The sequence below is a fragment of the Neobacillus sp. NRS-1170 genome (genome assembly GCF_050468025.1).
The window spans coordinates 221,863-248,804 of record NZ_JBITPF010000025.1; the positions used below are offsets into that span (position 1 = coordinate 221,863).

General features: G+C 39.0%; 26 protein-coding genes and 2 riboswitches. Of the genes, 16 read left to right on the forward strand and 10 right to left on the reverse strand.

Features of this window, described 5'->3' with window-relative positions:
* Positions 1–30: 30 nt before the first annotated feature.
* Both ACIFOT_RS11240 and mscL read right to left on the reverse strand, forming a co-directional pair.
* Complete coding sequence (locus ACIFOT_RS11240; protein ID WP_430064569.1) at positions 31–666, reverse strand: Bax inhibitor-1/YccA family protein; 636 nt, start codon at positions 664–666, stop codon at positions 31–33.
* 48 nt (positions 667–714) lie between these two features.
* On the reverse strand, positions 715–1,113 hold the full coding sequence (gene mscL, locus ACIFOT_RS11245; RefSeq protein WP_430064570.1) for a large conductance mechanosensitive channel protein MscL: 399 nt from the start codon (positions 1,111–1,113) through the stop codon (positions 715–717).
* A 157-nt stretch (positions 1,114–1,270) separates the two neighbouring features.
* Positions 1,271–1,317: riboswitch (PreQ1 riboswitch) on the forward strand.
* 90 nt (positions 1,318–1,407) lie between these two features.
* Here mscL and queF point away from each other — a divergent pair.
* Entirely contained in the window at positions 1,408–1,905 is a 498-nt protein-coding gene (gene queF / locus ACIFOT_RS11250) for a preQ(1) synthase (RefSeq protein ID WP_223589673.1), read from the forward strand.
* Positions 1,906–1,943: 38 nt separating this feature from the next.
* On the opposite strand, the gene ACIFOT_RS11255 is transcribed toward queF, so the two are convergent.
* Positions 1,944–3,446, reverse strand: a complete 1,503-nt coding sequence (locus ACIFOT_RS11255) for a response regulator transcription factor (RefSeq protein ID WP_430064571.1) — start codon at positions 3,444–3,446, stop codon at positions 1,944–1,946.
* Between the two features lie 204 nt (positions 3,447–3,650).
* Between ACIFOT_RS11255 and ACIFOT_RS11260 the strand changes: the two genes are divergently transcribed.
* From ACIFOT_RS11260 to ACIFOT_RS11270, 3 genes are read left to right on the forward strand one after another with little or no spacing between them, the layout of a single operon-like run.
* A complete protein-coding gene (locus ACIFOT_RS11260; protein ID WP_430064572.1) occupies positions 3,651–4,223 on the forward strand; it encodes a DUF6230 family protein in 573 nt (190 codons plus the stop codon).
* Between the two features lie 13 nt (positions 4,224–4,236).
* Positions 4,237–4,623 carry a DUF6114 domain-containing protein gene (locus ACIFOT_RS11265; protein WP_430064573.1) on the forward strand — a complete coding sequence of 129 codons (387 nt, stop codon included), beginning with the start codon at positions 4,237–4,239 and terminating at the stop codon, positions 4,621–4,623.
* A 13-nt stretch (positions 4,624–4,636) separates the two neighbouring features.
* Entirely contained in the window at positions 4,637–5,830 is a 1,194-nt protein-coding gene (locus ACIFOT_RS11270) for a hypothetical protein (protein ID WP_430064574.1), read from the forward strand.
* A gap of 66 nt (positions 5,831–5,896) precedes the next feature.
* Here the strand turns inward: ACIFOT_RS11270 and ACIFOT_RS11275 are convergent, their stop codons facing one another.
* The gene (locus ACIFOT_RS11275) at positions 5,897–7,129 is read right to left on the reverse strand and encodes an aminopeptidase (protein WP_430064575.1); all 1,233 of its coding nucleotides are present in this window, start codon (positions 7,127–7,129) and stop codon (positions 5,897–5,899) included.
* Between the two features lie 345 nt (positions 7,130–7,474).
* A complete protein-coding gene (locus ACIFOT_RS11280; protein WP_430064576.1) occupies positions 7,475–8,746 on the reverse strand; it encodes an MDR family MFS transporter in 1,272 nt (423 codons plus the stop codon).
* A 131-nt stretch (positions 8,747–8,877) separates the two neighbouring features.
* Here ACIFOT_RS11280 and ACIFOT_RS11285 point away from each other — a divergent pair, with 131 nt between their 5' ends.
* Positions 8,878–11,067, forward strand: coding sequence for a DNA topoisomerase III (locus ACIFOT_RS11285; RefSeq protein ID WP_430064577.1), 2,190 nt, complete (start codon positions 8,878–8,880; stop codon positions 11,065–11,067).
* Between the two features lie 330 nt (positions 11,068–11,397).
* Positions 11,398–12,915, forward strand: a complete 1,518-nt coding sequence (hutH, locus tag ACIFOT_RS11290; protein ID WP_430064578.1) for a histidine ammonia-lyase — start codon at positions 11,398–11,400, stop codon at positions 12,913–12,915.
* Between the two features lie 31 nt (positions 12,916–12,946).
* Here the strand turns inward: hutH and ACIFOT_RS11295 are convergent, their stop codons facing one another.
* Positions 12,947–13,147, reverse strand: a complete 201-nt coding sequence (locus ACIFOT_RS11295) for a hypothetical protein (RefSeq protein ID WP_430064579.1) — start codon at positions 13,145–13,147, stop codon at positions 12,947–12,949.
* Between the two features lie 142 nt (positions 13,148–13,289).
* Between ACIFOT_RS11295 and ACIFOT_RS11300 the strand changes: the two genes are divergently transcribed.
* Both ACIFOT_RS11300 and ACIFOT_RS11305 read left to right on the forward strand, forming a co-directional pair.
* Complete coding sequence (locus ACIFOT_RS11300) at positions 13,290–13,664, forward strand: DnaJ family domain-containing protein (RefSeq protein WP_430064580.1); 375 nt, start codon at positions 13,290–13,292, stop codon at positions 13,662–13,664.
* Positions 13,665–14,203: 539 nt separating this feature from the next.
* Positions 14,204–14,294: riboswitch (cyclic di-GMP riboswitch) on the forward strand.
* 29 nt (positions 14,295–14,323) lie between these two features.
* The gene (locus ACIFOT_RS11305; RefSeq protein ID WP_430064581.1) at positions 14,324–14,473 is read left to right on the forward strand and encodes an anti-repressor SinI family protein; all 150 of its coding nucleotides are present in this window, start codon (positions 14,324–14,326) and stop codon (positions 14,471–14,473) included.
* A gap of 80 nt (positions 14,474–14,553) precedes the next feature.
* Here ACIFOT_RS11305 and ACIFOT_RS11310 read toward each other — a convergent pair whose 3' ends face one another.
* Positions 14,554–14,883: a helix-turn-helix domain-containing protein gene (locus ACIFOT_RS11310; RefSeq protein WP_223589693.1), complete on the reverse strand. Its 330-nt coding sequence runs from the start codon at positions 14,881–14,883 to the stop codon at positions 14,554–14,556.
* A gap of 285 nt (positions 14,884–15,168) precedes the next feature.
* Between ACIFOT_RS11310 and map the strand changes: the two genes are divergently transcribed.
* Entirely contained in the window at positions 15,169–15,921 is a 753-nt protein-coding gene (gene map, locus ACIFOT_RS11315) for a type I methionyl aminopeptidase (protein ID WP_430064582.1), read from the forward strand.
* Positions 15,922–15,949: 28 nt separating this feature from the next.
* Here map and ACIFOT_RS11320 read toward each other — a convergent pair whose 3' ends face one another.
* Positions 15,950–16,174 (reverse strand): DUF1128 domain-containing protein, encoded by a 225-nt coding sequence (locus ACIFOT_RS11320; protein WP_223589697.1) that lies wholly within the window; start codon positions 16,172–16,174, stop codon positions 15,950–15,952.
* A gap of 201 nt (positions 16,175–16,375) precedes the next feature.
* Between ACIFOT_RS11320 and ACIFOT_RS11325 the strand changes: the two genes are divergently transcribed.
* Both ACIFOT_RS11325 and ACIFOT_RS11330 read left to right on the forward strand, forming a co-directional pair.
* Positions 16,376–16,714, forward strand: coding sequence for a YtxH domain-containing protein (locus ACIFOT_RS11325; RefSeq protein ID WP_430064583.1), 339 nt, complete (start codon positions 16,376–16,378; stop codon positions 16,712–16,714).
* A 30-nt stretch (positions 16,715–16,744) separates the two neighbouring features.
* Positions 16,745–17,581, forward strand: coding sequence for a YihY/virulence factor BrkB family protein (locus tag ACIFOT_RS11330; protein WP_430064584.1), 837 nt, complete (start codon positions 16,745–16,747; stop codon positions 17,579–17,581).
* A 228-nt stretch (positions 17,582–17,809) separates the two neighbouring features.
* Here ACIFOT_RS11330 and ACIFOT_RS11335 read toward each other — a convergent pair whose 3' ends face one another.
* Together ACIFOT_RS11335 and ACIFOT_RS11340 are read right to left on the reverse strand one after the other, a co-directional pair.
* Complete coding sequence (locus ACIFOT_RS11335; RefSeq protein ID WP_430064585.1) at positions 17,810–19,726, reverse strand: heavy metal translocating P-type ATPase; 1,917 nt, start codon at positions 19,724–19,726, stop codon at positions 17,810–17,812.
* Between the two features lie 197 nt (positions 19,727–19,923).
* The gene (locus ACIFOT_RS11340; protein ID WP_430064639.1) at positions 19,924–21,099 is read right to left on the reverse strand and encodes an MFS transporter; all 1,176 of its coding nucleotides are present in this window, start codon (positions 21,097–21,099) and stop codon (positions 19,924–19,926) included.
* Between the two features lie 185 nt (positions 21,100–21,284).
* Between ACIFOT_RS11340 and cax the strand changes: the two genes are divergently transcribed.
* The 5 genes from cax (at position 21,285) to ACIFOT_RS11365 (ending at position 26,456) form a co-directional block, all read left to right on the forward strand.
* Complete coding sequence (cax, locus tag ACIFOT_RS11345) at positions 21,285–22,343, forward strand: calcium/proton exchanger (protein WP_430064586.1); 1,059 nt, start codon at positions 21,285–21,287, stop codon at positions 22,341–22,343.
* 386 nt (positions 22,344–22,729) lie between these two features.
* Positions 22,730–23,371 (forward strand): YczE/YyaS/YitT family protein, encoded by a 642-nt coding sequence (locus tag ACIFOT_RS11350; RefSeq protein ID WP_430064587.1) that lies wholly within the window; start codon positions 22,730–22,732, stop codon positions 23,369–23,371.
* Between the two features lie 92 nt (positions 23,372–23,463).
* Positions 23,464–24,252, forward strand: coding sequence for a YfkD family protein (locus ACIFOT_RS11355; protein WP_430064640.1), 789 nt, complete (start codon positions 23,464–23,466; stop codon positions 24,250–24,252).
* A 116-nt stretch (positions 24,253–24,368) separates the two neighbouring features.
* Positions 24,369–24,569 carry an SE1561 family protein gene (locus ACIFOT_RS11360; protein WP_223589708.1) on the forward strand — a complete coding sequence of 67 codons (201 nt, stop codon included), beginning with the start codon at positions 24,369–24,371 and terminating at the stop codon, positions 24,567–24,569.
* 339 nt (positions 24,570–24,908) lie between these two features.
* Complete coding sequence (locus tag ACIFOT_RS11365) at positions 24,909–26,456, forward strand: fumarate hydratase (RefSeq protein ID WP_430064588.1); 1,548 nt, start codon at positions 24,909–24,911, stop codon at positions 26,454–26,456.
* Positions 26,457–26,942: the final 486 nt, after the last annotated feature.

The window sequence follows — 26,942 nt, forward strand, 5'->3', positions numbered from 1 at the left end:
TAGGGGGTATGACCCTCTGCTCCTAATTTTTTAGTCTTTACTATTTAAAATTCCAAAGATACGGAGAATGCTGATAAATAGATTAATGAAGTCCAAATATAAGTTTAATGCCATCAAAGGCACTTCCTCTGCTCTAACTCCATAATGCTTCATACGGCTGATATCAAAGAGAACGTAACCGCTGAATACCAATACTCCGATAAAGGAGTAAGCAAGCATTCCGGTTGAGCTTAATGGAACGAAAAAATTAAAAATTGCAATCGCCATCATGGCAAGAAGGGCAGCAAGTAAAAATCCGCCTAAGAAAGAAAAGTTCTGCTTTGACTTTGCAGCATAAACGGCAACTCCCGAAAAAACAACCGTTGTAGTGGCAAATGCCATTATTACAATTTCTCCGCCTGATGCAGCAATGTAATGAGCTACAATTGGATACAAGGTTATCCCTGAGATAAATGTGAAAATGTAAAGAAAAGAATACGAAATGGCTTTTTTGCGTCTAAAGAAGAAGGCTGACATAAGCATAACAAATTCTAAAATCATTAACGGAATCATTAACATCGGTGGTACAAATACTCCTGCCATTGTGCCAAGAAAGGCGATTGCAAGAGAAAAGGCAAACGTCCGTAAAACAGATGGCATAAATTCAGTTGATGTTTGTGGATACAATTTATTTCACCTCAAAATATTGTATTACTAAGTTATACGTAAAAGTGGTCAAGATGTTTCATTTTTTCTAAAAAAATCTTTGTCTTCTTTTAAAAGGTCGCGAATCTCAGCTAAAAGTTGTTCTTCACGGCTGATTTTTTCTTCAACCACCACAGGCTCTTCTTTCTTCTTAAAGCGGCTCAGGAACTTTATAAAGAGGAAAATCGAAATGGCGATAATGAAGAAATCAAGGACTGATTGAAGAAATACGCCATATTTTATCGGTCCATAGGCTAGATCCTTAATATCCTCTACGTTTACCGCACCGCTAATTACTACAATTATTGGCATAATAATATCTGCCACAAGGGATGAGACGATTTTACCGAAGGCTCCGCCGATAATAACCCCGACAGCTAAATCAATAACATTGCCTTTCATAGCAAATTGTTTAAATTCTTTCCACATGAAACAATACCTCCGAGAATAGTTTCTTAATTGTATATTGTAACCATATGACTCTTAATATTTCAAACTCAAAGCATTTCCAGTAAAATGTTGATTGACAGTTACTTGAATATTAACTATAGTTACTATGTTAAATTAAATTTATCTGCGCCCGTTTATGGGAGAGGTTCATAGCTTATACCCTCTATAAAAAACTATGGAATGGACAAATTGACCATATCCTTAGGATATGGTTTTTTATTTCTTAGTTTTATGAGCTCCTATAATGCGCGGTTAACATAAGGAGGACTAAAAATGGCAGGAAGAACAGATGCCGAATTAGAAGGTGTAACTCTACTTGGTAACCAAGGTACAAAATACTTGTTTGAATATACTCCAGAGGTATTGGAGGCGTTTGATAATAAACATCCAAACCGTGATTACTTTGTAAAATTCAATTTCCCTGAATTCACAAGTCTTTGTCCAAAAACAGGGCAGCCTGACTTTGCGACAATTTATATCAGCTACATTCCAGATCAAAAGATGGTCGAAAGTAAATCTCTTAAGCTATATCTTTTCAGCTTCCGAAACCATGGAGACTTCCATGAAGACTGCATGAACATTATCATGAATGATTTAATCAAGCTGATGGACCCAAGATACATCGAGGTTTGGGGCAAATTCACTCCAAGAGGCGGTATCTCCATTGATCCTTACTGCAACTACGGCAGACCAGGGACAAAATATGAGCAAATGGCCGATCACCGCATGATGAACCACGATCTTTATCCTGAAAAAATTGATAACCGCTAATATGAAAGAGCAGCAATCCATCATGGAGCTGCTCTTTTTTACGAAATCAAGTTCATTTTGAATGCTTTAACCGCGGCATCGGTTCTGTTTTTAGCCGCTAATTTTTGAATAATGACAGACACATAGTCACGAACCGTATAGCTGCTTAAATGAAGCTCACTTGCTGCTTCGTTAATCGACGCACCTTCTGAAATTAACTTTAATACTTCTTTTTCACGCTGGGTCAATAAGCAATTAGAGCCCCCAAATTGTTGAATGGCCTCATCCCATATTGAATACATTAATTCCCCTGCGTACCTGCCAAATTTAATCAGTGTCGCCAAGGTTTGTGAAGATACTGCAAATTCGGAGTCCTCGCCCTGGTCCAATAAGGCAATTCCAAGCAATCTGCTTTTAGAGGGTGCATATATTGGCAAGATAACTAATGAACGAAGCTTATACTCCTGTACATATTTTTTCGGTAAAATCTCAGCTGCATCCGCAAAGTAAAGTGGCTGGGATTGAATCAAAGGAAGTAAATATTTCTGAATTAGGGAAAGCTTGAAAACCTCTTCTTTAATTTGCTGTACAGATGGGATGCTGACATTATAACCAGAAACACCAATTCCGGTATCTTCGTAGTGATTATATAAAAATAAGGCACAGCGGCTGAAGGGCATATAATCCACTAATCCCTTTGTTATGGCTTTAACTGCATCATCGGCATTTCGAGAGCATAATAAGTGCTGCAAAAACAGGAGGGAAGCATCCTTCCAAATTATTTTTCTTTCAAGATGATAAAGCTTTAATTGGCGAAGATACATATCCCGAATAAACTGGATTTGTTGTTCACCAATCGCTAAATCGTGTTCCTGCAGACAAACGAGCAAAATTTCATTCAAACAGGGAATTTTGAGGATTCTCTCCTCATCTGTACCTACTCCAATCAGTCTGGAGATTGCCAGTGACAAATGGTCAATTTCTCCTGATTTTAAACCTGAACACATATTAAGCAAATGGCTGCCCACTTCATGCTCAGGAGAACAAACAACACTATCAATTTGAAAATCGTCCTGTTCTTTTTTTACAACAGCCACCCATTTCATCGAGAGAATGTTCGTTGCCATAATCATTTTAACCCATTTATCGGTCAGGTTCTCACTGTCCTGGGTTAAAAGCGCTTGGTCAAGGGTTCTTGCAAAAAAAGCTTGGATTGCCTGATGGTCAAAAAAGGTTGCAGATGCATTGGCAGCTGCCAGCTTATGAAAAATATTTTCTATTGTTGTAACCAGAAAGATTGTTTCATTTTCGTCAAACTTGCCAGAAAAGCGTTTTTGCCATTCTGTCAGCAAAGAAAGAATAAAAGAGTCTATACGGGGCGTCTGTTCACTTAAAACTTTTTGGATAGCTATTTCAATCATGATATCAAATTCATCTACTAAACTTTCGTTTCGGTATTTTAAGGTGGGCAGGAGCTCTTTCCATTCTTTCATAAATGGCTCACGATGCTCCATAAGGATTTCGAGACCTTTCAGTAAAAGCTGTTCCACTTTATGCTCCATGTGCTTCCGCCTCCATAACCTCTCTATGAATAAAATATTCGATGAAAAAAATTCCAATATGTCCGTAGTGGAAACTCATACCCGACATTTGACGGGGTCTTAATAATTTTACGATATTTTTCGTGATTGTAGTAGTAAACCAAGGGTAGTAAGGTATAGAAAAGATAGATTGTTTAAAAGATTCAAAAAATAGGAGGGGTTTAAATGGAAAGCCCAGTTCAACTCGTGGAGGGTACGACAAGCAAAAAAGTTTTTTGGTCGGCATTAGGTGCTGGAATCTTAACGTTAGCACTATTATTAGTTTCATTTGGTGTATCAGGGGTAGCCTATGCTGTTCCGATAGCGGGTGTCGGGGATTTTTATGTTGAGTTTGACAAATTAGTTGGAACCGGTTACACCTTCTATCCCAAAATGGGGGAAACAAGCAGTTCTGATTCGGCCCCACAAGGTACCAATTTAATCGAAAATCTAACCATCGACAATTTGCAATTGTATAAGGATTTTAATGTAGGCGGAGAGTGGATCCGTGTGAAAATTGCTGCTTCTAAACCAGTTCAGATCAGCGGATTGCAGCATGACGCCGGTCTTATTCAGGCAGATGCCAAATTCCAGAATTTAGTCCTTCAGGAAAAGCACAGCGATGACTGGCAAAAACAATTCAAGCAAACTTCTTCCTCAATTGTTTTAGAACATGCCAAATTAAAAACGCATTATCTCTTCCAGAAGACCATTAATATGAATGGAATGAAACTTACCGTAGAAAAAATTAACAAATAGGGGGTGCGTACAGATGGGTTTTAATAAATGGCGAAAACAACGGCCGTTGTGGGGGGCATTACTGACTATTGTAAGTGGTTTAATGATTTTATGGGTTCCTTTAAATCTTTATCTAAGTACCTTCCTGCCAGGGTCGATTGCAATAATTGGATTATTATTTGGCGGATTAATAACCTTAATTGGCATTGTAGCTTTATTTTTTCCTAATGCTTCAAAAATTCTTGGAATTTTCACCATATTTTTATCCATTCTTTCTGTTATAGGTGCCTTAGGGGGGTTCCTATTTGGCACTATTTTTGGAATTATAGGCGGCGCACTGTTGATGGCATGGCAACTTGGTCCAGCGAAGGTAAAAGTCTCACGTTCTGGCAGCGTTGAAGAGACGGTACACAATTTTTAAAGGAGAGCTTAATATGTGGTGGAAAAGCAAGTTTATCTTGTTAAGTTGCAGTCTAACGCTCATGTTTTTGTCAATATGCTCTCTCGGTAAAAGTGTAGATGCCGAAAAATTGGATACTGATGGTTTTATTATTGAAGCAGATCGAGTGGTTGGCTCAGGAATGACAGCATCGATTGTAAAACAAGAAACCACAGAAAATGATAAGGAGCCAATGCTTCGCTTTCAATATCAGTCGGCAACGATTTATGGTATGAGATTAACGAAACTTGTTGAATCATCAAATGGTCCAGTCAGTATCACCTTAAAAGCCAGTGGACCAGTTACGGTAAAAGGGATGACTATTGATACTACAGCCATTTCCTTTAAAGGCGCATGTATTAATGCATCTGAAACAGTTCCTGAGTTAGGGATGGAGGATGTGGTTATGGTCGCACATTATATGAAATCGGAAGATAGTTTAATAGAAAAGTTAGTCCTTAATACTATTTCCGGAAATGCTGGTGCTGAAAAGCCGGGGAAATTGCAAATCCTCCAGGATTTAAGTTTGCTCCCATTGAATCAATTGGATAATGAAATTGCAAAAATTTCGGCTGGGCATCTGCCTCTTACTTGTGCAGATGGTTCAAAAGCGGACGTGCCGTCTGGCGGCATTGGAGAAATTACCGATCCGATTCACGATGTCATTGATGTCGTGACCAATCCGCTTGATCCGGTAACAAAGCCACTAGAACCAATTTTGAAACCGCTTGATCCCATAACCAAACCGCTTGAGCCCGTCTTAAAACCGGTTGAGCCTGTCCTGAAACCTTTAGAACCTGTTGTAAAACGGCTTGAACCAGTGTTGAAGCCGCTCGAGCCTGTAACAAAACCACTTGAGCCGGTAGTTAGCGGTACAACGAAAAAAGTGGAACAGGTGGTAAAATCTGTTTGTGAGCAAATGGAGGATGCAAAAGGAGTGATTAATAAAGAGCTTGCATTGGCTTTAATTGATGATGCGATTGCAAAGAAATTGCCGTTGAATAAAGTTTGCCAAAGTAACATATCCCTGACCGAAGCGCTTCAAAGCTGGGAAGAGAGCCTGTTTAAATCACTCGGACTTTTTGATTTATTAGGAAATGTCATCGTGCAGGATCCAATGCAGCAGCTTAATAAAATACGCGATAAAATTTCAAAAGCAAAAGATGGAGCCATCATTTTTACTCCATAAAAAAGAAGATGTCAGGCACCATGTAAGATATTCACATAGTGCCTGACACCTTGTTCGCTTATCTTATTAAAAAGCCCAATTTCCGCCTCTAAATACTGGTTCAGTTTTACCATCGGCGGTAATGCCATCGATATCCATTTGATCGGATCCGATCATGAAATCAACGTGGGTGATACTTTCGTTCAGTCCATTTTCAGCCAATTGCTCAGAGGACATTTGCTTTCCGCCTTCAATACAGAAGGCATAGGCACTTCCAATGGCTAAATGGTTCGATGCATTTTCATCAAACAACGTGTTAAAGAATAGAACATTAGATTGTGAAATTGGCGAATTGTACGGTACAAGAGCCACTTCTCCAAGGTAATGGGAGCCTTCGTCTGTATCGACTAGGCGTTTTAAAATTTCTTCGCCTTCTTCCGCCTTCACACCAACAATTTTTCCATTTTCAAAGGTAATCGAAAAACGGTCGATGATATTTCCGCCGTAGCTTAGCGGCTTAGTACTGGCAACGGTACCATTGACACCGGTTTTAAATGGAACGGTGAATACTTCCTCGGTCGGCATATTGGCCATAAATTCAAAGCCTTTTTCATTCACACTGCCGGCTCCAACCCAAATATGTTTATCCGGAAGCTCAATCGTTAAGTCAGTCCCAGGAGCTTTATAGTGAAGCTTTGCATAGCGTTTTTCATTTAAATAATGTACTTTTTCGTGCAGGGTTTCATCATGCTTCTTCCAAGCTTCGACCGGATTTTCAGCATCCACTCTCACAGACTTAAAAATTGCTTCCCAAAGCTTATCAACTTGCTGTTCGCTTGGAACATCTGGAAAAACTTTAGCAGCCCATGCTGATGAGGCAGCTGCAATAACTGTCCAGCTGATTTTATCCGATTGTGCTGCTTTTCGATAGTTGGCTAATGCTTTCCCAGCAGCTTTATTAAAGTTGGCAATCCTTTCAGGATTCACACCTTTAAGTAAATCAGGGCTAGAAGAAATAATGGACATAAAGGCAGCGCCCTTTTCTACAAATTCCTCCTGCTCTTTCGCACGCAATGCTGGATACTCAAGAAAGGCTTCATCTGGAGCCAAATCGTATTTTGTCCTTGTGACCGTATCATCGTTCCAATTCACCACGACATTGTCGGCACCCGTTTCATAAGCCTTTTTGACTACTAGACGGACAAATTCTGCTGCATCGATCGCTGCTCCAATGACCAGAGTCTGCCCCTTCTGAATATTTACCCCGACCTTAACGGCAAGTTCAGCATATTTTTCAAGATTTCTTTGAAAATCACTCATATGTATGTCTCCTTTTCAGAATCTTCCTATATATTGTAGCTTTTTTAATTGGAAAAAGAAACCGTTGGCATGAAACCATAAAAAAACAGTAAAGACTGTTTTCTTTACTGCAGTTTGCTGCCATATACTTTTATATTAAAATAAACACCTGCTGAAAATAGAACGATAAATGTAATGATACCTGATAATGAAGTTGGAGCCATGAATTGCGATAATTCCATTGATTCCACCGTCCTTAAAATAATAAAAAGTTTACACTCTAATTATAATGTTAAAAGGGGTGAATGTGAATAAATTAGTACAATTTTTTGGACAATTTTTGAATTTCAACAAAAACGGGACCCTTTAGGCCCCGGCTTTAATAGATTGCTTTTCAAAAATATAGAACATCAGCCAATATAAGAAGCTGCTTAGGAGTGCTAAGATAACCAAGACCAAAAACGTCCAGTCATACCCAATCCAAACCGTCAAGGGGATCGAAAGGGGGGCGATTGTCCGGCTGATGGTAAACCGCAGACTTGCAGCGGCAAAATATTGACCTCTCATATGTTCGGGGGCCAGTTTAGAAACAAAGCTTTGCTGGAGCCCTGCGCCCATAAGTTCAGCAAACGTAAATACGGCCATTGCTAAAATAAGTCCCCAAATCATATGGGTTTGACTAAAGATCACAATGGATACCGCATAAACAATAGATGAAAGCACAAATACGTTTCGTTCATAATATTTACTCATCCATTTTGTTACAACCACCGTCAATAATGCGACAAGGAAGCCATTCTCCGCAAGGACAATTCCAAAGGCCTGCTCTGCTCTTACAGAAAAAGACCAATCTCCAAAGGAAAACAGATTTTGATTTTTAACGACATCCTTAATATAGACAGGAATCAATAAGTCCAACTGCATAAACGTTTGACCAGCTAAAACACCAGCCAAAATAAATAAAAGGAATGTTTTATCCTTAATAAGGAGCGAATAATCCCTAAACTGGTTGATTAAAAAATAATACCATTTTCTATCAATCGAAGCGTCTGCCATTTTTTGAAGGGGAGCCGTTTCACGGGTCCATTTTAATAAAATAAAACCAAGCAGAATGCACACCATGCCTGCTACAAGCAATAATTGAAAACGATAGTGAACATAAAATATAGATCCTAAAATAGGACCAATAACAACGGCAATATTGATAGATGTGTAGAATATCGCAAAGACGCTGCTTCTGTCTTTTTCTTCGACTACATCCGCAATCATCGCTTGACTTGCCGGCCAATAAAAGGAACCGAAAACACCGGCAACCGCAAACGATAAAAAGCCTACCCAAGGAGAATGAAACCATGGTGAGCTTGCAAAAGCAAATGCCAAAAAAGAAAGTCCCTGTCCAATGGCGGACAACACCATCATCCGTTTTCGACCAAAGCGGTCGGCACAGTATCCGCCCATCAGATTGGCTATCACGGAAAAAACCTGTGAAAACACTAATAATAACCCTGCTTTATTTTTACCAAATTCATCTGCAAAATAAATCGTTAAAAAGGGAAAAAACATCCAAAAGGTAATGTTCATCATGGCTTCACTAAACAAGCGAACCTTTAGATTTGGATCCCAATCCTTTATCTTCATACTGTATCCTCGTTTCACTTTTGATGCCATTTCATCATACTAGAATATGGCCCTTTAATGGAACAGTTTTATTATTATTTTTGTACGTATGCTATATTTAACTTATGGAAACTTGAAAGGATGTTTTAAATATGGCAAAAAGTGTTGTAATTGCTGAAAAACCTTCTGTCGCACGTGATATTGCACGTGTGCTTAATTGTAATAAAAAAGGAAATGGGTATCTTGAAGGTAATAAATATATCGTTACTTGGGCACTTGGGCACCTAGTTACACTTGCTGATCCAGAAAGTTACGATGTGAAATATAAAACATGGAATTTAGAAGATCTGCCAATGCTGCCTGATCGTTTGAAATTGACAGTAATTAAGCAGACTGGAAAACAGTTTAATGACGTTAAGAGTCAACTGTTTAGAAAGGACGTCAGCGAAATAATCGTGGCTACAGACGCAGGCAGAGAGGGAGAATTAGTTGCACGTTGGATTATTGATAAAGTAAAAGTCAATAAACCTATTAAACGTCTTTGGATTTCATCTGTTACCGATAAAGCAATAAAAGATGGCTTTGCCAATTTGAAGCCTGGCAAGTCTTATGACAATTTATATGCTTCAGCTGTCGCCCGCTCAGAAGCTGATTGGTATATTGGGCTAAATGCAACCCGAGCATTAACAACCAGGTTCAATGCCCAATTAAACTGCGGTCGTGTTCAAACACCAACTGTTGCAATGATTGCAGCACGCGAGGATGAAATAAAAAATTTCAAAGCACAAACTTATTACGGCATTGAAGCCCAAACATCGAACAATTTAAAGCTGACTTGGCAAGATGCAAAAGGGAATAGTCGCAGCTTTGATAAGGAAAAAACCGATACGATTGTAAAAAAACTAGGAAAACAAAATGCCTATGTAACTGAAATTGAGAAAAAACCGAAAAAGTCATACTCCCCAGCACTTTATGATTTAACAGAACTGCAACAGGATGCGAATAAAATCTTTGGTTACTCTGCAAAGGAAACATTAAACATTATGCAAAAGCTGTACGAGCAGCATAAAGTTTTAACCTATCCGCGTACGGATTCGCGATACATCTCTTCAGATATTGTCGGAACACTTCCAGAACGATTGAGGGCATGTGGGGGAGGAGAATATCGTCCTTTAACTAATAAGATTTTAAGCAAGCCGATAAAAGCTTCTAAAGCATTTGTTGATGATAGCAAAGTATCAGACCACCATGCCATTATTCCAACAGAAAGCTATGTAAACTTTGCAGCTTTTACAGATAAAGAACGGAAAATTTATGACTTAGTTGTAAAACGATTCTTAGCAGTATTATTCCCGGCATTCGAGTACGAGCAATTAACGCTTCGTGCGAAAATCGGTGATGAGAACTTCGTTGCAAGGGGAAAAACAATTCTATCAATTGGTTGGAAAGAAGTATACGGAAATCGCTTTGAAGATGATGAAGCAGCAGATGACCTAAAGGAACAGATTTTACCTCGTATCGAAAAAGGCGACACATTATACGTGAAGCTAATCGCTCAAACATCTGGCCAAACCAATCCACCTGCACGATTTAATGAGGCAACCTTACTGTCGGCAATGGAAAACCCTACGAAGTATATGGAAACAAAAAATAAACAACTGGCAGAAACGTTAAAATCAACTGGTGGATTAGGTACTGTTGCTACACGTGCTGATATAATTGACAAGCTATTCAATTCATTCTTACTCGAAAAGCGCGGAAAAGACATTCACCTTACTTCTAAAGGCCGTCAATTGTTAGATTTAGTGCCTGAAGAGCTAAAGTCTCCTACTTTAACTGCTGAGTGGGAACAAAAGCTTGATCAGATTGCTCATGGAAAGTTGAAAAAAGAAGTCTTTATTAGTGAAATGAAGAACTACACAAGAGAAATCGTAGCTGAAATTAAAGCAAGTAATAAAAAATACAAGCATGACAATATTTCAACTAAAAATTGTCCAGACTGTGGAAAACCAATGCTTGAAGTAAATGGAAAAAAAGGTAAAATGCTCGTGTGCCAAGATCGGGAATGTGGTCATCGTAAAAATGTATCCCGAGTCACCAATGCACGCTGCCCACAATGCCATAAAAAACTGGAGCTTCGCGGCGAAGGCGAGGGCCAAATCTTCGTATGTAAATGTGGACATCGTGAAAAACTATCTGCTTTCGAAGCACGCCGCAAAAAAGAATCTAGCGGGAAAGTGGATAAGCGCACTGTACAAAAGTATCTGAAAAATCAAGAGAAAGACGAAGAACCATTGAATAATGCGCTGGCAGAAGCATTAAAAGGGTTAAAATTTGATTAACTAACTAATAAAGGGGCCATTCACAAAGATAGAATATCTTTATGAATGGCCCCTTTATCAATTTCTATTACCTTTCATTTGTTATTGTGCTAAAGTATTATCGTGTTAAAATTCAGAAAATTTAATTGACAGTAAGGGTTTTCTTCGCATACAATAATTATCGACTCGATAGTTTTATAATTTTTTTGAATGGGATGATAACAATGAGGCATCGCAATAAATTCATACAATATTCCGTTATGTTCATAAAAGAGGCTGGACTCAAAATCTAATCAGATACGAGTTCAGCCTCTTTCTTTATTATACTAAAGTATTAGAGGAGATGGAGAAATGATTACACTTACTGGGAATAGTTTAACGTTGGAGCAAATGAAGGATGTTTTATTTCGCAAGCAAAAGGTCCGTGCTTCTGAACAAAGCATGGAGGCTGCTGCAAAAAGCAGGGAAGCAGTAGAAAGAATCGTATCAGAATCTAAGGTTGTTTATGGAATTACTACCGGTTTTGGTAAATTTAGTGATGTTTTAATTGATAAGGACCATGTACAGGACCTTCAACTTAACTTAATTCGTTCACATGCCTGCGGCGTAGGCGAGCCTTTCCCTGAAGTTGTTGCAAAGGCAATGGTTCTTCTTCGGGCAAATGCACTTTTAAAGGGCTTCTCAGGAATCAGACCGCTTGTTATTGAAAAGCTTATCGAATTAGTAAATAAGGACATTATCCCTGTCATTCCGCAACAAGGATCGCTTGGAGCAAGTGGTGATCTAGCTCCATTATCACATCTTGCCTTAGTGCTAATCGGTGAAGGAGAAGTTTTTTATAAAGGAAATCGCATGGACTCCCTTTCAGCACTACAGCAGGAAGAAATCCTTCCTGTTACATTAGAAGCGAAAGAAGGTCTCGCTTTGATTAATGGTACTCAAGCAATGACTGCAATGGGGGTAGTAGGATATCTTGAGGCTGAGCAGCTTGCTCATGAGAGTGAGCTTATTGCTTCCATGACAATCGAAGGATTAAATGGAATAATTGATGCCTTTGCTGAAGAAATTCATGTGGCAAGGGGCTATCAACAGCAGATTGATACAGCAGCGAGAATCCGCCAATATTTAAGTGACAGCTTATTAACGACCATGCAGGGAGAGCTTAGAGTTCAGGATGCTTATTCTCTTCGTTGTATTCCACAAGTTCATGGTGCATCTTGGCAGGCTCTTGATTATGTAAAAGAAAAACTAGAAATTGAAATGAATGCGGCAACTGACAATCCGTTAATTTTTGATGATGGTGAAAAAGTAATCTCTGGCGGTAACTTCCACGGTCAGCCGATTGCATTTGCAATGGACTTTATGAAAATTGCTGTTGCCGAATTAGCTAACATTTCTGAAAGAAGGATTGAACGTTTAATCAATCCGCAATTAAATGATTTGCCGCCATTCTTAAGCCCTGAACCAGGCTTACAGTCAGGGGCAATGATTATGCAATATGTAGCCGCTTCATTGGTTTCAGAAAATAAAACTCTTGCCCATCCTGCCAGCGTAGATTCGATTCCTTCATCAGCGAATCAAGAGGACCATGTCAGCATGGGAACGATTGCATCCAGACATGCTTATCAAATCATTCAAAACACTAGAAAGGTTCTTGCAATTGAGTTGATTTGTGCCATGCAGGCTGTAGAATTCCGTGGAGTCGAAAAAATGGCGACACATACAAAGATGCTCTTTGAAAAAGGCCGGGAACAGGTTCCTGCCATTACTCAGGACCGAGTATTTTCTAAAGATATCGAAAAGGCATCTGAGTGGCTTAAAAATATTGAATTTTCCCAGATGGTTAGAAGCTTAAAACAAACATTCTAAAGGAAAAAAGGCGTGAGTTGCTCACGCCTTTTTATTCTGTCTGTTCCGGCAGCACACGGGCGGTATCACCGCGTCCTCCGTCTTCCTCGATTCTATTCTTAAATGCTTCCTGGGTTACAATGAATTCTTCGTCGCCAATGGCTTCCTTTCCATGCTTTTCCGCAAGGCTATTCTGAGGAAACTCACCTGGATGGTGTTTCCTTTTGTGGTTAAAATGTTCTCCACGAGCCAAACTCAACACTCCTTTCGTATACGCATGTAGCATGCCCCAACTGAATAGAAATAATTACTTGTCCTTAAAGACGTTAACTTAAAAATTTAACTTAGAAATTGATATAATTAACTTACATATATGGTAAAAAGGAGGCTTTAACATGGACATGTTTCAAATTGTCTCGGAAGACCGTATTAAAAAGGCATATAAAGATGGAGAGTTCGAAAATCTTCCAGGATTGGGTAAACCAATGCAGCTAGAGGATTTGTCGGGAATTCCCGAGGAGCTGCGGATGGCTTATAAATTGCTGAAAAATGCAGGATATACCCAGGAGGAAAGTCATTTACGTCAAGAATTAATGACGATCGAGGATTTAATTAAAAAAACAGATGATAGTAATGAAAAAGAAAACCTACAAAGAAAGTTAAATGAAAAGCTGATTCGTTTTAATCAAATCATGTCCAAAAAAGGTGTAAAAACCAATTCTTCCATTTTTAAAAATTACGAGTTAAAGGTACAAAGTAAGTTAAAATAAAAAAAGCTGTGTCGTAGAGGAGCCGTTAACAGTTCACTCTTCGCCAGCTTTTTCTTCTGTTTTTGCGGGTTTACACATGCGGTCAAGAAAATATCCTGCAAATACCATAAATGCAATCGGAATCGAGAAGTTTAAGACATGAATAAAGGTCAAGGTACATCACCTCTTATTATTATTGGAATATTATTAATATTAAGTATATTTTTATGTTGGTTTCATTATATGCTCTTAGTCACATTTTAGACAAATATTAAAACCAAATATAATAAGGGATTTTGGAAATTAAAAGGGGAATTCGACGTAATTTTCCTCCCTTTTCCAATTTAAACAGCTAGAAATGTAAAACAAAAGGGGATATTTTGTAGGATTTTGGGATTATTTGTTTTAAAAAATTGTTGGAATTTTATAAAAAAATGACAAAATCTAACACCCTGTTATAAATGGACTATATATAATGAACATATCGAAAACGATTAAGTATATTGACCTAGAAATGTTAGTGATGATTGGTAAGTCGGTGATGAATTAGTTTCATTAAAGACAGAAAAGGGCAAACCTGTTGAAAAACAGGGACGCAAAGCCGAGGATCTAAGGTAGGTATTTGCTTACTATGATGGCCGGGCTACCTGGAATACGAATGTATTTTAGGGGTGAAAACGATGGTGATTACAGAAAGAAAAATGGATGTCATCGACGAGGAATGGATGGGTCTTATATTAGAGGCGAAAGAGCTCGGATTATCATTAGAAGAAGTACGGGAATTCCTCAATCAACATCAGGTAAAAGAGCTAATAACTAAAAACATCTGAGTACATATGGGAAAAGAAAAAGCATTCTACAAAAAATTTATGTTTTGTAGAATGCTTTTTCTTTTCATTGTGCAAAAATCCTATTGGTTATTGTTTTGGTTTGTCCGCCACTTATTAAATTCAAGAAACTCACGAAATTGATCTTTTGATACACCAGAATTCATGGCTTCTTTCACAATATTCATCCATTCACTATCTAACTCAGTTTTATCTATTTGTTCATGTATTAAATGCTCCACAGGAAGATTTAGTACAGCAGCAATCTTTTCAAGAAACTGAATCGAAGGATTCTTTTGCAGGTTTCTTTCAAGTGAACTTAAATAAGATTTAGCAACACCTGCCTGCTCAGCAAGTTCGGATAGTGACATTTTCTTCTCTAAGCGAAATTTTTTTACGCGGTCACCAATCATTGAGCCTCACACACCTATTTATTATTGTTTATATGTTAATTCTACCAAAAAGAATATGTAAGTACCATATTACGAACGGAGGATTATGACAAAATTATGAACTTTGAGAATTAATGGTTAAGTTACCGAGGCTATAAGTAATTTTGAAAAAATAATCGGATAGAGTTAATATTAATAGTGTTGCCAATTTAGTCTTAAAGTATAATTTTTATATAAGTATGTTTCTATAACGAACAATATTGCTTAACCTACATAAAATTAAACAAAAAGGAAGGGGCCCCTTACATGATTGTCCTTAAGTCACAACGTGAAATTGAAGCGATGAAAAAGGCGGGAGAAATACTGGCTGCCTGTCATAGAGAAATAGCGAAGCGAATTAAACCGGGTATAACAACTTGGGAGATTGATCAGTTTGTCGATCAATTTTTAAGCGAAAATAATGCTACCCCTGAGCAAAAAGGCTATAAAGGGTACGAATATGCAACCTGCGCGAGTATAAATGACGAAATCTGCCATGGCTTTCCAAGAAAAGAGCCACTAAAAGAGGGAGACATTGTTACGATTGACATGGTTGTTAATTATAACGGTGCTTTGGCTGACTCTGCATGGTCTTATGCAGTTGGCAAAGTTTCACCGGAGACAGACCATTTATTAAACGTAACAAAAGAAGCACTATACAAAGGGATTGAACAGGCCGTTCCTGGCAACCGAATTGGGGATATAGGACATGCCATTCAAAAATATGTTGAAAGTGAAGGATTCTCAGTCGTTCGGGACTTTATTGGACACGGAATTGGAACTGTCATCCACGAAAAACCGGATGTACCGCATTATGGGCTGCCAGGTAAGGGACCTCGAATTAAAGAAGGAATGGTGTTTACGATTGAACCAATGGTTAATGTTGGCAGGTACCAAACAAAGATGGATAACAATGGCTGGACCGCCCGCACCATTGACGGTAAAAACTCAGCTCAATACGAACACACAATTGCTATTACCAAAGACGGTCCGATTATTTTAACTGATCAGGGAAAATAAAAAAAACAGATCCTCGTGATCTGTTTTTTTACCTTTTTCGAAGATTTCCTAATTCTTCTACAAGAGCCTGCATTTCATTAGGACTAAAGGAATTCTTTCGAAGTACCATTTCATAGATTTCTTTTAATTCCTCGTACATTTCCTCATCGAAGTGGGAGGGTTTAATCGCACCAAGGTTTAATACCTTCAGTTTTTCTTTTATCTGTTCGATCATAAATTCAACATTTTCTACTGACTTTTGGGATAGATTCACTCCGGTCACCCTTTCCAAAATATTAATCCCATCTTTTCATGTTAAAAAGGTTATGTCAATACAAAACTCATGATAAAGTTAGCGGACGTACTTGCTTAGGGAGCGTGAATAAAGCAAAATAAAAGGTAGATTGTATTTTTGGTATTATTTTCATTGAAAATTCGATTTATGATAATTAGAAATAAGGAAGGAAAGGTTAAGATGACGAAGAAAAATCAATTTTGGAAGGGTATGTTACTGGGAGCACTCGCAGGGGGAGTGATCAGTTTATTAGATAAACAAACCAGACAGATTATGAAGGAAAACGTTTCAAAAACTTCAAGTAAGGTTACCTATATTTTAAGGCATCCTGCAGAAACCGCTGGGAAAATCCGGTCTACGTTTGAGCAGGTAAGTGAGGATATCTCCTATCTTGTGGACAAGGTTGAGGAGTTGCGCGAATTAACTCCCCAGGTGAAGGATATCGTCAAAGAAACGAAGGACTCATTCTCCAAGAGTGACGAAGAGGAGCTCTTAAAAGAAGTTATTGTAGAAGATTAAAAAATTTATTGAAAAAGGAGAGAGTAGGACGTGGAAAAGACCGTGAATGTACGCTCTTCATTGCTTAGATTGCTTTGGCATAGAATTGAAGAAGATGACCTTCCAGGATTAAGTGCCCAATTGGCCTACTTTTTTCTTCTTGCCCTGTTTCCGCTCCTCATTGTTATTTTTTCACTTATTCCCTATATCCCGATTCCTCATCAAGATATGCTGGGGATGATCAGGGATTTTGCACCGGCTGAAGCAATGGAACTTATTGAAAAAAACGTAAAGTTTATTATGAATCATCGCAGCGGCGGCTTGCTTTCATTCGGGGTTATCGGGACGATTTGGTCCGCATCCAATGGTATTGATGCGGTAGTGAGGGCTTTTAATAAGGCGTATAATGTCAAGGAAAGCCGCTCCTTTATTGTTGCAAGAGGAATGGCTATTCTATTAACCCTCGGTATGATTTTTGTGTTTATCCTCGCGATTATACTACCGATATTCGGCAGGGAAATTGGACTCTTTTTATTTTCGCAATTAGGATATACACAACAGTTCATAAAGCTTTGGGATACATTTAGCCTGCTCGTTAGTGCGATTATTTTATTTCTCATTTTTACTGGTTTATATTGGGTTGCCCCTAATGTTAAATTACGCTGTCGCAGTGCCTTTCCAGGAGCAGCTTTTGCGACATTGGGCTGGATTATATCTTCGATGGGATTATCCTTATACGTAGAGAACATTGGTAACTATTCGCTTACATACGGTAGTATTGGAGCGATTATCGTGTTAATGATCTGGCTTTACATATCTGCCTTCATTATAATTTTGGGCGGAGAAATTAATGCCTTTTATAGTGAAAAAAACCGTACGAACTGCTAATACTTTCCTTTATGAAAATAGGTTTTCTGTCAAAACTATAATTGGGTATGACATGACCCAACATAAACGGAGGTATGAATCGATGACAAAACATACTAAAAAAGATGGCGGTACGAAGCAAAAAGGTAAGGGCAGCAAAGGGAATAAAACTTCTGGATCTGCAAATGGATCAAATGGATATCATTAATGAAATAAAAAGGCCTGGTGAATTTATTCACCAGGCTTTCATTATGATTTTAATAAGCGTAGACTGTTCAGAATGACTAAGATAGTACTGCCTTCATGTCCAATGACCCCAAAAGGCAAATCAAGCACCTGAAAGAAATTGGATGAAATCAAAAGCATAATGACCGTAATGGAAAAAACAACATTTTGCTTAATGATTTTGTTCATACGTTTGGAAAGTAGAATCGCTTCAGAGATCCTAGGCAAGTCATTTTTCATGAGGACAATATCTGCTGTTTCAAGCGCAACATCTGTTCCTTCTCCCATGGCGATGCCGACATTGGCAATGGCAAGAGCAGGTGCATCGTTAATGCCGTCACCCACCATTGCGACGGTTTTATATTTGGTTTTTAATTGCTTTAATTGCTCCACTTTTTCTTGTGGTAAGCATTCAGAGTAAAATTCATCAACATGGCTTTCAGACGCAATCGCCCGAGCTGTTTTTTCGCTATCGCCAGTAAGCATTACGGTGCGAATACCTTGTTTCTTTAAATGGTCAATAGCCAGCTTTGTTTCCTTACGGACAACATCTTTTAATGCAATCATGGCACTTAGTTCGCCATTAATTTCAATGAACACTAGCGTATTACCTTGGCTGGCAAGCACTTTTGCTTTTCCATCTGCAAAGTGATTTACCCGTTCTTTCCCAACAAATGCAGCTTTTCCAATTTTCCATAGTTCCCCGTTTATTTCTGCTTTGACACCCCATCCAGGCACATCCTCTAAACTGTTAGGATGGAAAAGATCTATGTTCAAGTTCTGTTTTGCATATTTGACAATGGCTTGAGCAAGCGGGTGGTTCGAATGATTTTCGATAGATGCGGCTTTCAAAAGTAGTGTTTCTGTATCAAGCCCTTCCTTAACAATAACTTCGGTCACTTCAGGTTTTCCTTTAGTCAGTGTTCCGGTTTTATCAAAAGCGATGGCTTCTAAATGACTCAAATTTTCCAGGTGTACACCGCCCTTAACCAATATTCCATGCTTTGCACCATTTGAAATGGCTGAAAGCGTTGCGGGCATGATGGACGCGACTAGGGCACAGGGTGAGGCGACTACTAATAATATCATCGCTCGATAAAAGGATTCATGCCAGCTCCAGCCAAGGGCGAAGTGCGGCAGGAAAAACATCGCAAGCACAACGGCTAGAACGACTTTTACATACGTTCCCTCAAAACGTTCAATGAAAAGCTGAGAAGGTGACTTTTCACTTTGGGCAGATTGAACGAGCTGAATGATTTTTTGAAAAAGGGTATCATGGCTCGCTTTTGTTACTTGAACCGTAATGGACCCAGTCATATTAACTGTACCGGCAAATACTTCCTCTTGATTACCTTTAGAGACAGGCATGGACTCTCCAGTGATTGCTGCTTCATCAATATTGGTTTGTCCTTTGATGATAATCCCGTCTGATGGTACACGTTCACCCGGTTTTATAAGGATGTGGTCACCAACACGAAGCCGGGAAACGGGAACCCGCTCCTCATCTCCGTCTGTAATTAAGAGCGCCTCTTCTGGTTGAAGCTCCATTAATGATGAAATCTCTTTATGGCTTTTATTCATGGTGTAGGTTTCAAGGGCTCCGCTGACCGCAAAGATGAAGATAAGAATAGCTCCTTCTGTCCAGTAGCCAATCATGGCTGAACCAATTGCAGCGAATATCATAAGCATTTCCACATTTAGTTCCTTATTTTCATAAGTAGCTTCGATGCCTTCCTTTGCCTTGGCAAAACCGCCGATCACAAAAGCCAGCAGATAGGCAATGATGGAATCCGCTCCCTGCTCATATTTATTTAATAACCACCCGGTGGCTATCAGTAACCCGCTTAATATTGCTGCAATCAGTTCGGCATGCGGCTTAATCTTTTCAATTACTCCTACTTTTTGTATACCCTTTGTTAGAGACTTTGCTTCAGAACTCATTGATTTTCCCCCCTTGGTCCTTCTAATTGATAAGATTTAAATCTAATTGAGAAAAATAATCAAAATCATTACCCTAAAAAAGCACGAAAGCTGTCATCTTGGTGATGACAGCAGTTTCTAGAAAAATTCTTTATTTATATTAAATTTTATTTTATTTTACCATACATTTTATGCTTAAGATATGAAATTGCTCCGAATTAATTTTTTTGTTCAGTGAGAACGGGAGCTTTTTTTCCAAATGTATAAATAATAAAAGAAAGAGCCAGAAGCAGTGCACTAATAAAATAAAAAAAGCTTATATTTTGGAAAAACTTAATAAACAGACCTCCCAGAATGGGGCCGCTTAGGCTTCCAACACTATAGAAGATGCCGCATAACAAATTGCCTGTCGGTAAAAGATTTCTTGGTACTAGATCAGTCATATAACTAATACCAAGTGAAAAGGTTGAGCCTACTACCATTCCTGCAATGAGAATGGCTATGAAAAGACCAACAAAAGAGTGTTCAAGAAAACTGGCTGCTGTAAAGCTGATAAACCCAATAAATAGAACCGTCATTAAAATGGTTCTCCGACCATATTGATCGCTTAACATCCCTAAAGGCAACTGGGTAATGATACTGCCTATGGCAAAAGCAGACAATACAAGCGAGACACTGGAAACATTAATATCCATTCTTAAAGCATAAACTGGGAATATCCCGTTTAGAGAAGATTCTAAGAAGCCATAGCATAATGGCGGCAAAAAAGCTACCCAGCCATATTTAATTGCCTTTCTAAACTGCTTGATGGTTGAAAAAAAAGTATTAATTCTCACTTCTTGTTCGGGAAGTTCATTTTTTAAACTAAAAACAAATACCCAGCCAATCAAACAAAGAATGGAAGAAACAATAAATGGGAGGGCTTCATTAACATTCACCAATGGGGTCATTAACGGCCCAGTGGCAAATCCAATTCCAAAAAACAGGCCATACAAGGAAATATTTCGTCCTCTTTTTTCTGCGGGGGAAAAGGAAGTGATCCAGGTCTGGGTGGCAAAATGCAAGGAATGGTCACCGATTCCAATTAACAAGCGTAAAACAAACCAAAACCAAAAGGTTTGCCAGAGGGGGAATAAGGCAAGCGAAATCACAACCAGTCCACCGCCGAAAATAATTATAGGCTTATATCCATATTTTCTTAAAGGCATCTCCATAAACGGCGATACCAGCAAAACCCCTATATAAAGAGCAGTGGCATTTAAACCATTTAAAGAAGAGGAAACACCACTTTTTTCAAAAATAACGGCTACGAGCGGAAGAAGCATCCCCTGAGAAAAACCGGAAATGGCAACAATACTCACTAGGATCCAAAAACGGAAATTAAGTTTATTCATCATATTTTCCTCTATTCATAGTCCTTAAATGATGGTACCGTAGAATCTTTCACCTTTGCAAGAAAAATGTTGCATATGTCTTTTGAAAAATGATACTCTTTTTTTGGCTAATTATGGAGAAAATGACAGCAAAAAATGTAGTAGAAAAATTAGTGAGTAAAAAACTAGACTATGGAGGGAATGCGGTGACAAATAAAATTTTTATGATATTGACGTTTGCAGGAGTCCCGTTATCTATTATTGGAACTTTAATGCATTGGTCAAATGGTATCCTATTTGTTCTTTATTGCTTAACAATTATTGCTCTAGCCAGCTTTATGGGAAGGGCGACAGAAAGCCTGGCGATTGTTGCCGGCCCAAGGATTGGCGGACTATTAAACGCTACTTTTGGAAATGCAGTTGAATTGATTATTTCGATTTTTGCGTTAAAAGCTGGCCTTGTTGGGGTCGTTTTGGCATCTTTAACCGGTTCTGTATTAGGAAATCTGCTTCTCGTCGCTGGTCTTTCCTTCTTTGTAGGGGGGGTAAAATATAAGCGGCAGGAGTTTAATGTGTATGATGCCCGCCATAATTCCGGACTTTTAATGTTTGCAGTCATCATTGCTTTTGTAATTCCAGCGGTTTTTTCCTTGGATATGAGTGAGGGAAAAACACTAACCTTAAGCGTCGGAATTTCCGTTACCCTGGTGATTCTTTATTTAGCAGCATTATTTTTTAAACTGGTGACTCATCGAGGGGTGTACCAGACGACTAATGATACCGAAACACATGATGAAGAAGAACCTGAGTGGGGGAAAGGGAAGGCTATTGCTGTTCTCGCCATTGCAACGATTGCCGTGGCCTATATTTCTGAGCATCTTGTCCACACGTTTGAGTTTGTCGCAGAATCCTTCGGCTGGACAGAACTGTTCATCGGAGTCATCATTGTCGCCATCGTCGGAAACGCTGCCGAACACGCCTCTGCCGTTTTAATGGCTTATAAGAATAAGATGGATATCGCTGTAGAAATCGCAATCGGATCAACGCTTCAAGTAGCGATGTTCGTCGCACCCGTTCTTGTCATTGTTTCTCTTTTCTTTAATCAGTCCATGCCATTGATCTTCAGCTGGCAGGAACTTATCGCGATGGTTTCATCCGTGCTTTTAATGGTTGTTATCTCCAATGACGGAGAAACGAATTGGTTTGAAGGCTTAACGCTGCTAGCAGCATATGTCATCATAGGCATAGGTTTTTTCCTGCTCTAATGAATGGTAATGCTTTCAAAAATAAAGACTCTAAGCCAATGCGGCTTAGAGTCTCTTTTTTCAAACTTCCTTATTAATGTACGGGGTAAAACCTAACAGCTGTGCTATAATGTAAAGCACCTAGTTTCTATAAGGGTAAAAAATCAATCGCTTTTCTTGGGACCATCGATCACCAACCTTCATGTTTAGTTATAATTTGAAAAAACACGAGTGTTGAATGTCATTTTATTAGTGAATCCCAACCTCCTTAATGAAAATCAATAATTCGCCAGCAGATTGATTACAGCCCTCCTTTTTGAAAGGTTAACCTCATTATAAAGGAAAAATTGAATCTTGTAAATGTTCTGATTATTACAATTCCATTACTTTTTTTCAAGGAGCAAAAGATGAAATTATTGATACGATTTTTATTTTTTATCTTCGGTTTGTTTATCATGACCTTCGGTGTATGTATGACCATTGAGGTAGCGGATATCGGCGTTGGCGCATGGGATGCGCTCAATGTTGCACTAACCGAAAGAGCCGGGCTATCGGTTGGAAAATGGGTCATGATTGATGGCGCCGTCTTAATGATTGTGGTCTCCCTATTGTTGAAAAAAAGACCAGATATCCTTTCTCTCTTAACGATTATTGTAATTGGTACTTTAGTTGACTTTTGGCTGAATACTATATTTGATTTGTTTGCCGTTGATTTACTTTTTGCTAAACTGGCGATGCTGCTGATAGGCATTCTGATAATTGGATTTGGAGCATCAATTTACTTACAAGCTAAATTTCCACAGAGTCCGATTGATAATTTCATGCTAGCTATTAAAGAACGCTTTCGTGTGAATTTAATGGTTGCCAAAACCATCGGTGAAATCACCGCCTTAATTCCGGCCTTCTTCCTGAATGGACCAATTTCCTACGGCACAATTATTATTACCTTCGCCGTTGGACCGGCGATCCAATTGTTTTTTCCATATTTTGAAAAATTAATGCAGAAGCTTCAAGCGAAAGATTTGAAATTTACTAAAGTGAATGGATAATATTTGGGGACTCCGAAAAAACTATGAGCAGACCTTATTAATGCTACTAGTGAAAGGAGTTCAATACAGTGAGGAAAAATGTTTTAATCCTTATGACACTGTTATTAATGTTAACTATTATTCCGTCTGCTTTTGCTGAAAAAGCCGGTGCGGTGAAAAAAAATCCTGTAAAATACCAGGTTCCAGCTTCAGTTCGAAATATTACGAAGGAAAATACCTATCCTAATTCAACACAGGATTTGCCATTCTTGCAGCCAAGCGATTTAACTAAAAAGTTAATCAAAACTTCTAGGGTTAAAATTGATAATCCCGATTTAATTCGGATGCTCAATGAGTCTAGTATTAATAGTACTCCGTTTGCGATTGGTTACCGTGCGATTGTTTATTTAGGGCAGTGGCCTTTAAATTATGAATCAACAGAGACCTCGCCTAATTGGGAATACCAAAAAATTAATACCAACTATTTTGATAATCGCGGAGGCAAGGTTCCATACCAGATTAAATATGTTCAAGAGGCACAGAAAATCGTCAGAGGCGGTCTGACTGCAAAAATCCCAAATGCTGAAGACGTTAAAAAGATGATGCTTTTAAAAGCGATGGAGAAGACCAATCTGCCGCTAGCATTTGAAACGATTATTGGCTCAGGAACAAAAAATGATCATATTTATAACATTCCGCCCAACCGCTTAGGTTACTTATATGCGTATGCACCAGGGGTAAATGAAAAAGGGAAAGTCACTTACGGTGAAGTTTATTTAATGCTAAAAGGAAACCGGAAGTTTATCGTCATAAAAAACGTTACTTCGCAGGGCATTGGGGCCTGGATTCCTGTTCAGGATTACGTTTCCTTTGGATTTGCAGCGTCTGAGCGGCCAAGGTAATTTGATGGAAAGACTCCTACATGGTGGGAGTTTTTTTATTGTAAATTAGGGCAATATATTGAAAAAGTATGAAATATTCGATAGGATGAGAACGGTAGTGAAAGGAGATGAAGTTCGTGGGTAGTCCAGTCCAAGATAAAAATTCTCAGGTTGACTTTTTAAAACATCGCTTAAATATGTTTATTGATGTGCTTGATGCCATAGATCCGGAAGATGCGGATCTGGAGGATATTGACCGTTTAATTTCGATGCTAGATGAAATGGAAAATAAATGCAAAGAATTCAATAACCGTGAAGCCAGCGAGTCTGTTAAATAGCAGACTCTTTTTTATGGCTGTATTAAAGACCGTTGTTGATTTTTAACACAGTTGATTGGAGCGGAAGGCGCGAAGACTCCTGCGGGAGTACGGGGCAGGGGAGACCCCACAGGCGCCAAAGCGCCGAGGAGGCTCCCCGGGACGCCCGCGGAAAGCGAAGCGCCTGGAGCGCAAATCAACATAAAGTTTAACGTAGCCTGTATTTTTGGAAAAGTTACCATGAATTCGCTTGCAAGCTTATCCTTTAAATCTAGTGCCTATAGGAGTATAATGAAAAAGTCAAAAAGTTGTAAATTTATATAGAATAATTTGGGGAATTTCGGGAAAGGGGAAAACGAAGTGAATATCACAAAATTTCAAGAAAGCATGTACAAGCTAATCGTTGAAACATCTACCAAACTTCCAAAGGACGTGCGCCGTGCCGTTAAGTCCGCAAAGGAAAGAGAAAACGCAGGCACAAGTGCTGCAATGAGCCTTGCAACCATCACAAACAACATTAAAATGGCTGACGATCAAGTATCGCCAATCTGCCAGGATACAGGTCTGCCAACCTTCAAAATTAAAACTCCAGTTGGTGTGAATCAATTAGAAATTAAAGAAGCGATTAAGAACGCTATTGTTTTGGCGACAAAAGAAGGTAAATTACGCCCAAATTCTGTGGATTCCTTAACAGGTGAAAACAGCGGAGATAATCTGGGTGCAGGTGTGCCAGTTATCAAATTTGATCAATGGGAAAAAGATTATATCGATGTCCGCTTGATTTTAAAAGGCGGCGGTTGTGAAAATAAAAACATTCAATACAGCCTTCCATGTGAGTTAGACGGACTAGGCCGCGCCGGCCGTGATTTGGACGGAATCCGCAAATGTATCATGCATTCCGTTTATCAGGCACAAGGCCAAGGCTGCAGCGCCGGCTTTATCGGTGTCGGAATCGGCGGGGATCGTTCTTCAGGCTATGATTTAGCAAAAGAGCAATTATTCCGTTCGGTTGAAGACGTTAATCCAAATGAAGAACTTCGTAAGTTAGAAGAATATGTGATGGAAAATGCAAATAAATTAGGAATCGGAACAATGGGCTTTGGCGGCGAAGCAACCTTGCTTGGCTGTAAAATTGGCGTGATGCACCGCATTCCTGCCAGCTTCTATGTTTCTGTTGCCTACAACTGCTGGGCATTCCGCCGTATGGGAGTGAACGTGGATCCAGTGAGCGGTGAAATTAATGAGTGGGCTTACCAAGAAGGTGAGTTTATTGATTTTGCTGAGGTGGATGAGGCTGCTTCTAAGGAATCTGCCGTTTCTTCAGAGAGCGTGATTACATTAGAAGCTCCTATTACTGAAGAGCAAATTCGTTCGCTGAAAGTCGGTGACGTTGTTCAAATTAACGGTTTAATGTACACTGGCCGCGACGCAATTCATAAGTATCTAAGCGACCATGATGCACCAGTGGATCTAAATGGTCAAGTCATTTACCACTGCGGTCCTGTTATGTTGAAAGACGAAGATGGAGCGTGGCATGTCAAGGCTGCTGGACCGACTACAAGTATTCGTGAGGAGCCTTACCAAGGTGACATTATGAAGAAGTTCGGTATCCGCGCTGTAATTGGTAAGGGAGGAATGGGCCCTAAGACGCTGGCAGCTCTTCAGGAGCACGGAGGTGTGTACCTGAATGCTATCGGCGGTGCAGCGCAGTATTACGCTGACTGTATTAAAGGCGTCGAAGGCGTTGACTTGATGCAATTTGGTATTCCGGAAGCAATGTGGCATCTTCGTGTAGAAGGCTTCACAGCAGTAGTAACGATGGACTCCCATGGAAACAGCCTACATGCTGATGTAGATAAGTCTTCATTAGAAAAATTAGCGCAGTTTAAAGAGACAGTATTTAAATAAGATTGTGGGGATAGGCGCTGGGGTGGCGCCTATTCTTTTTTTGTAAAATTATTCGCAATTGTAGAATAGGGATGTGAAATTTGTAGAATAGCCAGTAACTTTTGTAGGATATAGCCTAAAAATTGTTGAATATCACCACAAATTTGTAGGATGATCTAGAGTCTGGATTGAATTTATTCGCAATTGTAGAATAGGGCTGTGAATTTGTAGAATAGCCAGTAACTTTTGTAGGATTTAGCCTAAAAATTGTAGAATATCACCACAAATTTGTAGGATGATCTAATGTCTGGATTGAATTTATTCGCAATTGTAGAATAGGGCTGTGAATTTGTAGAATAGCCAGTAACTTTTGTAGGATGTAGCCTAAAAATTGTAGAATATCACCACAAATTTGTAGGATGATCTAGTGTCTGGATTGAATTTATTCGCAATTGTAGAATAGGGCTGTGAATTTGTAGAATAGCCAGTAACTTTTGTAGGATATAG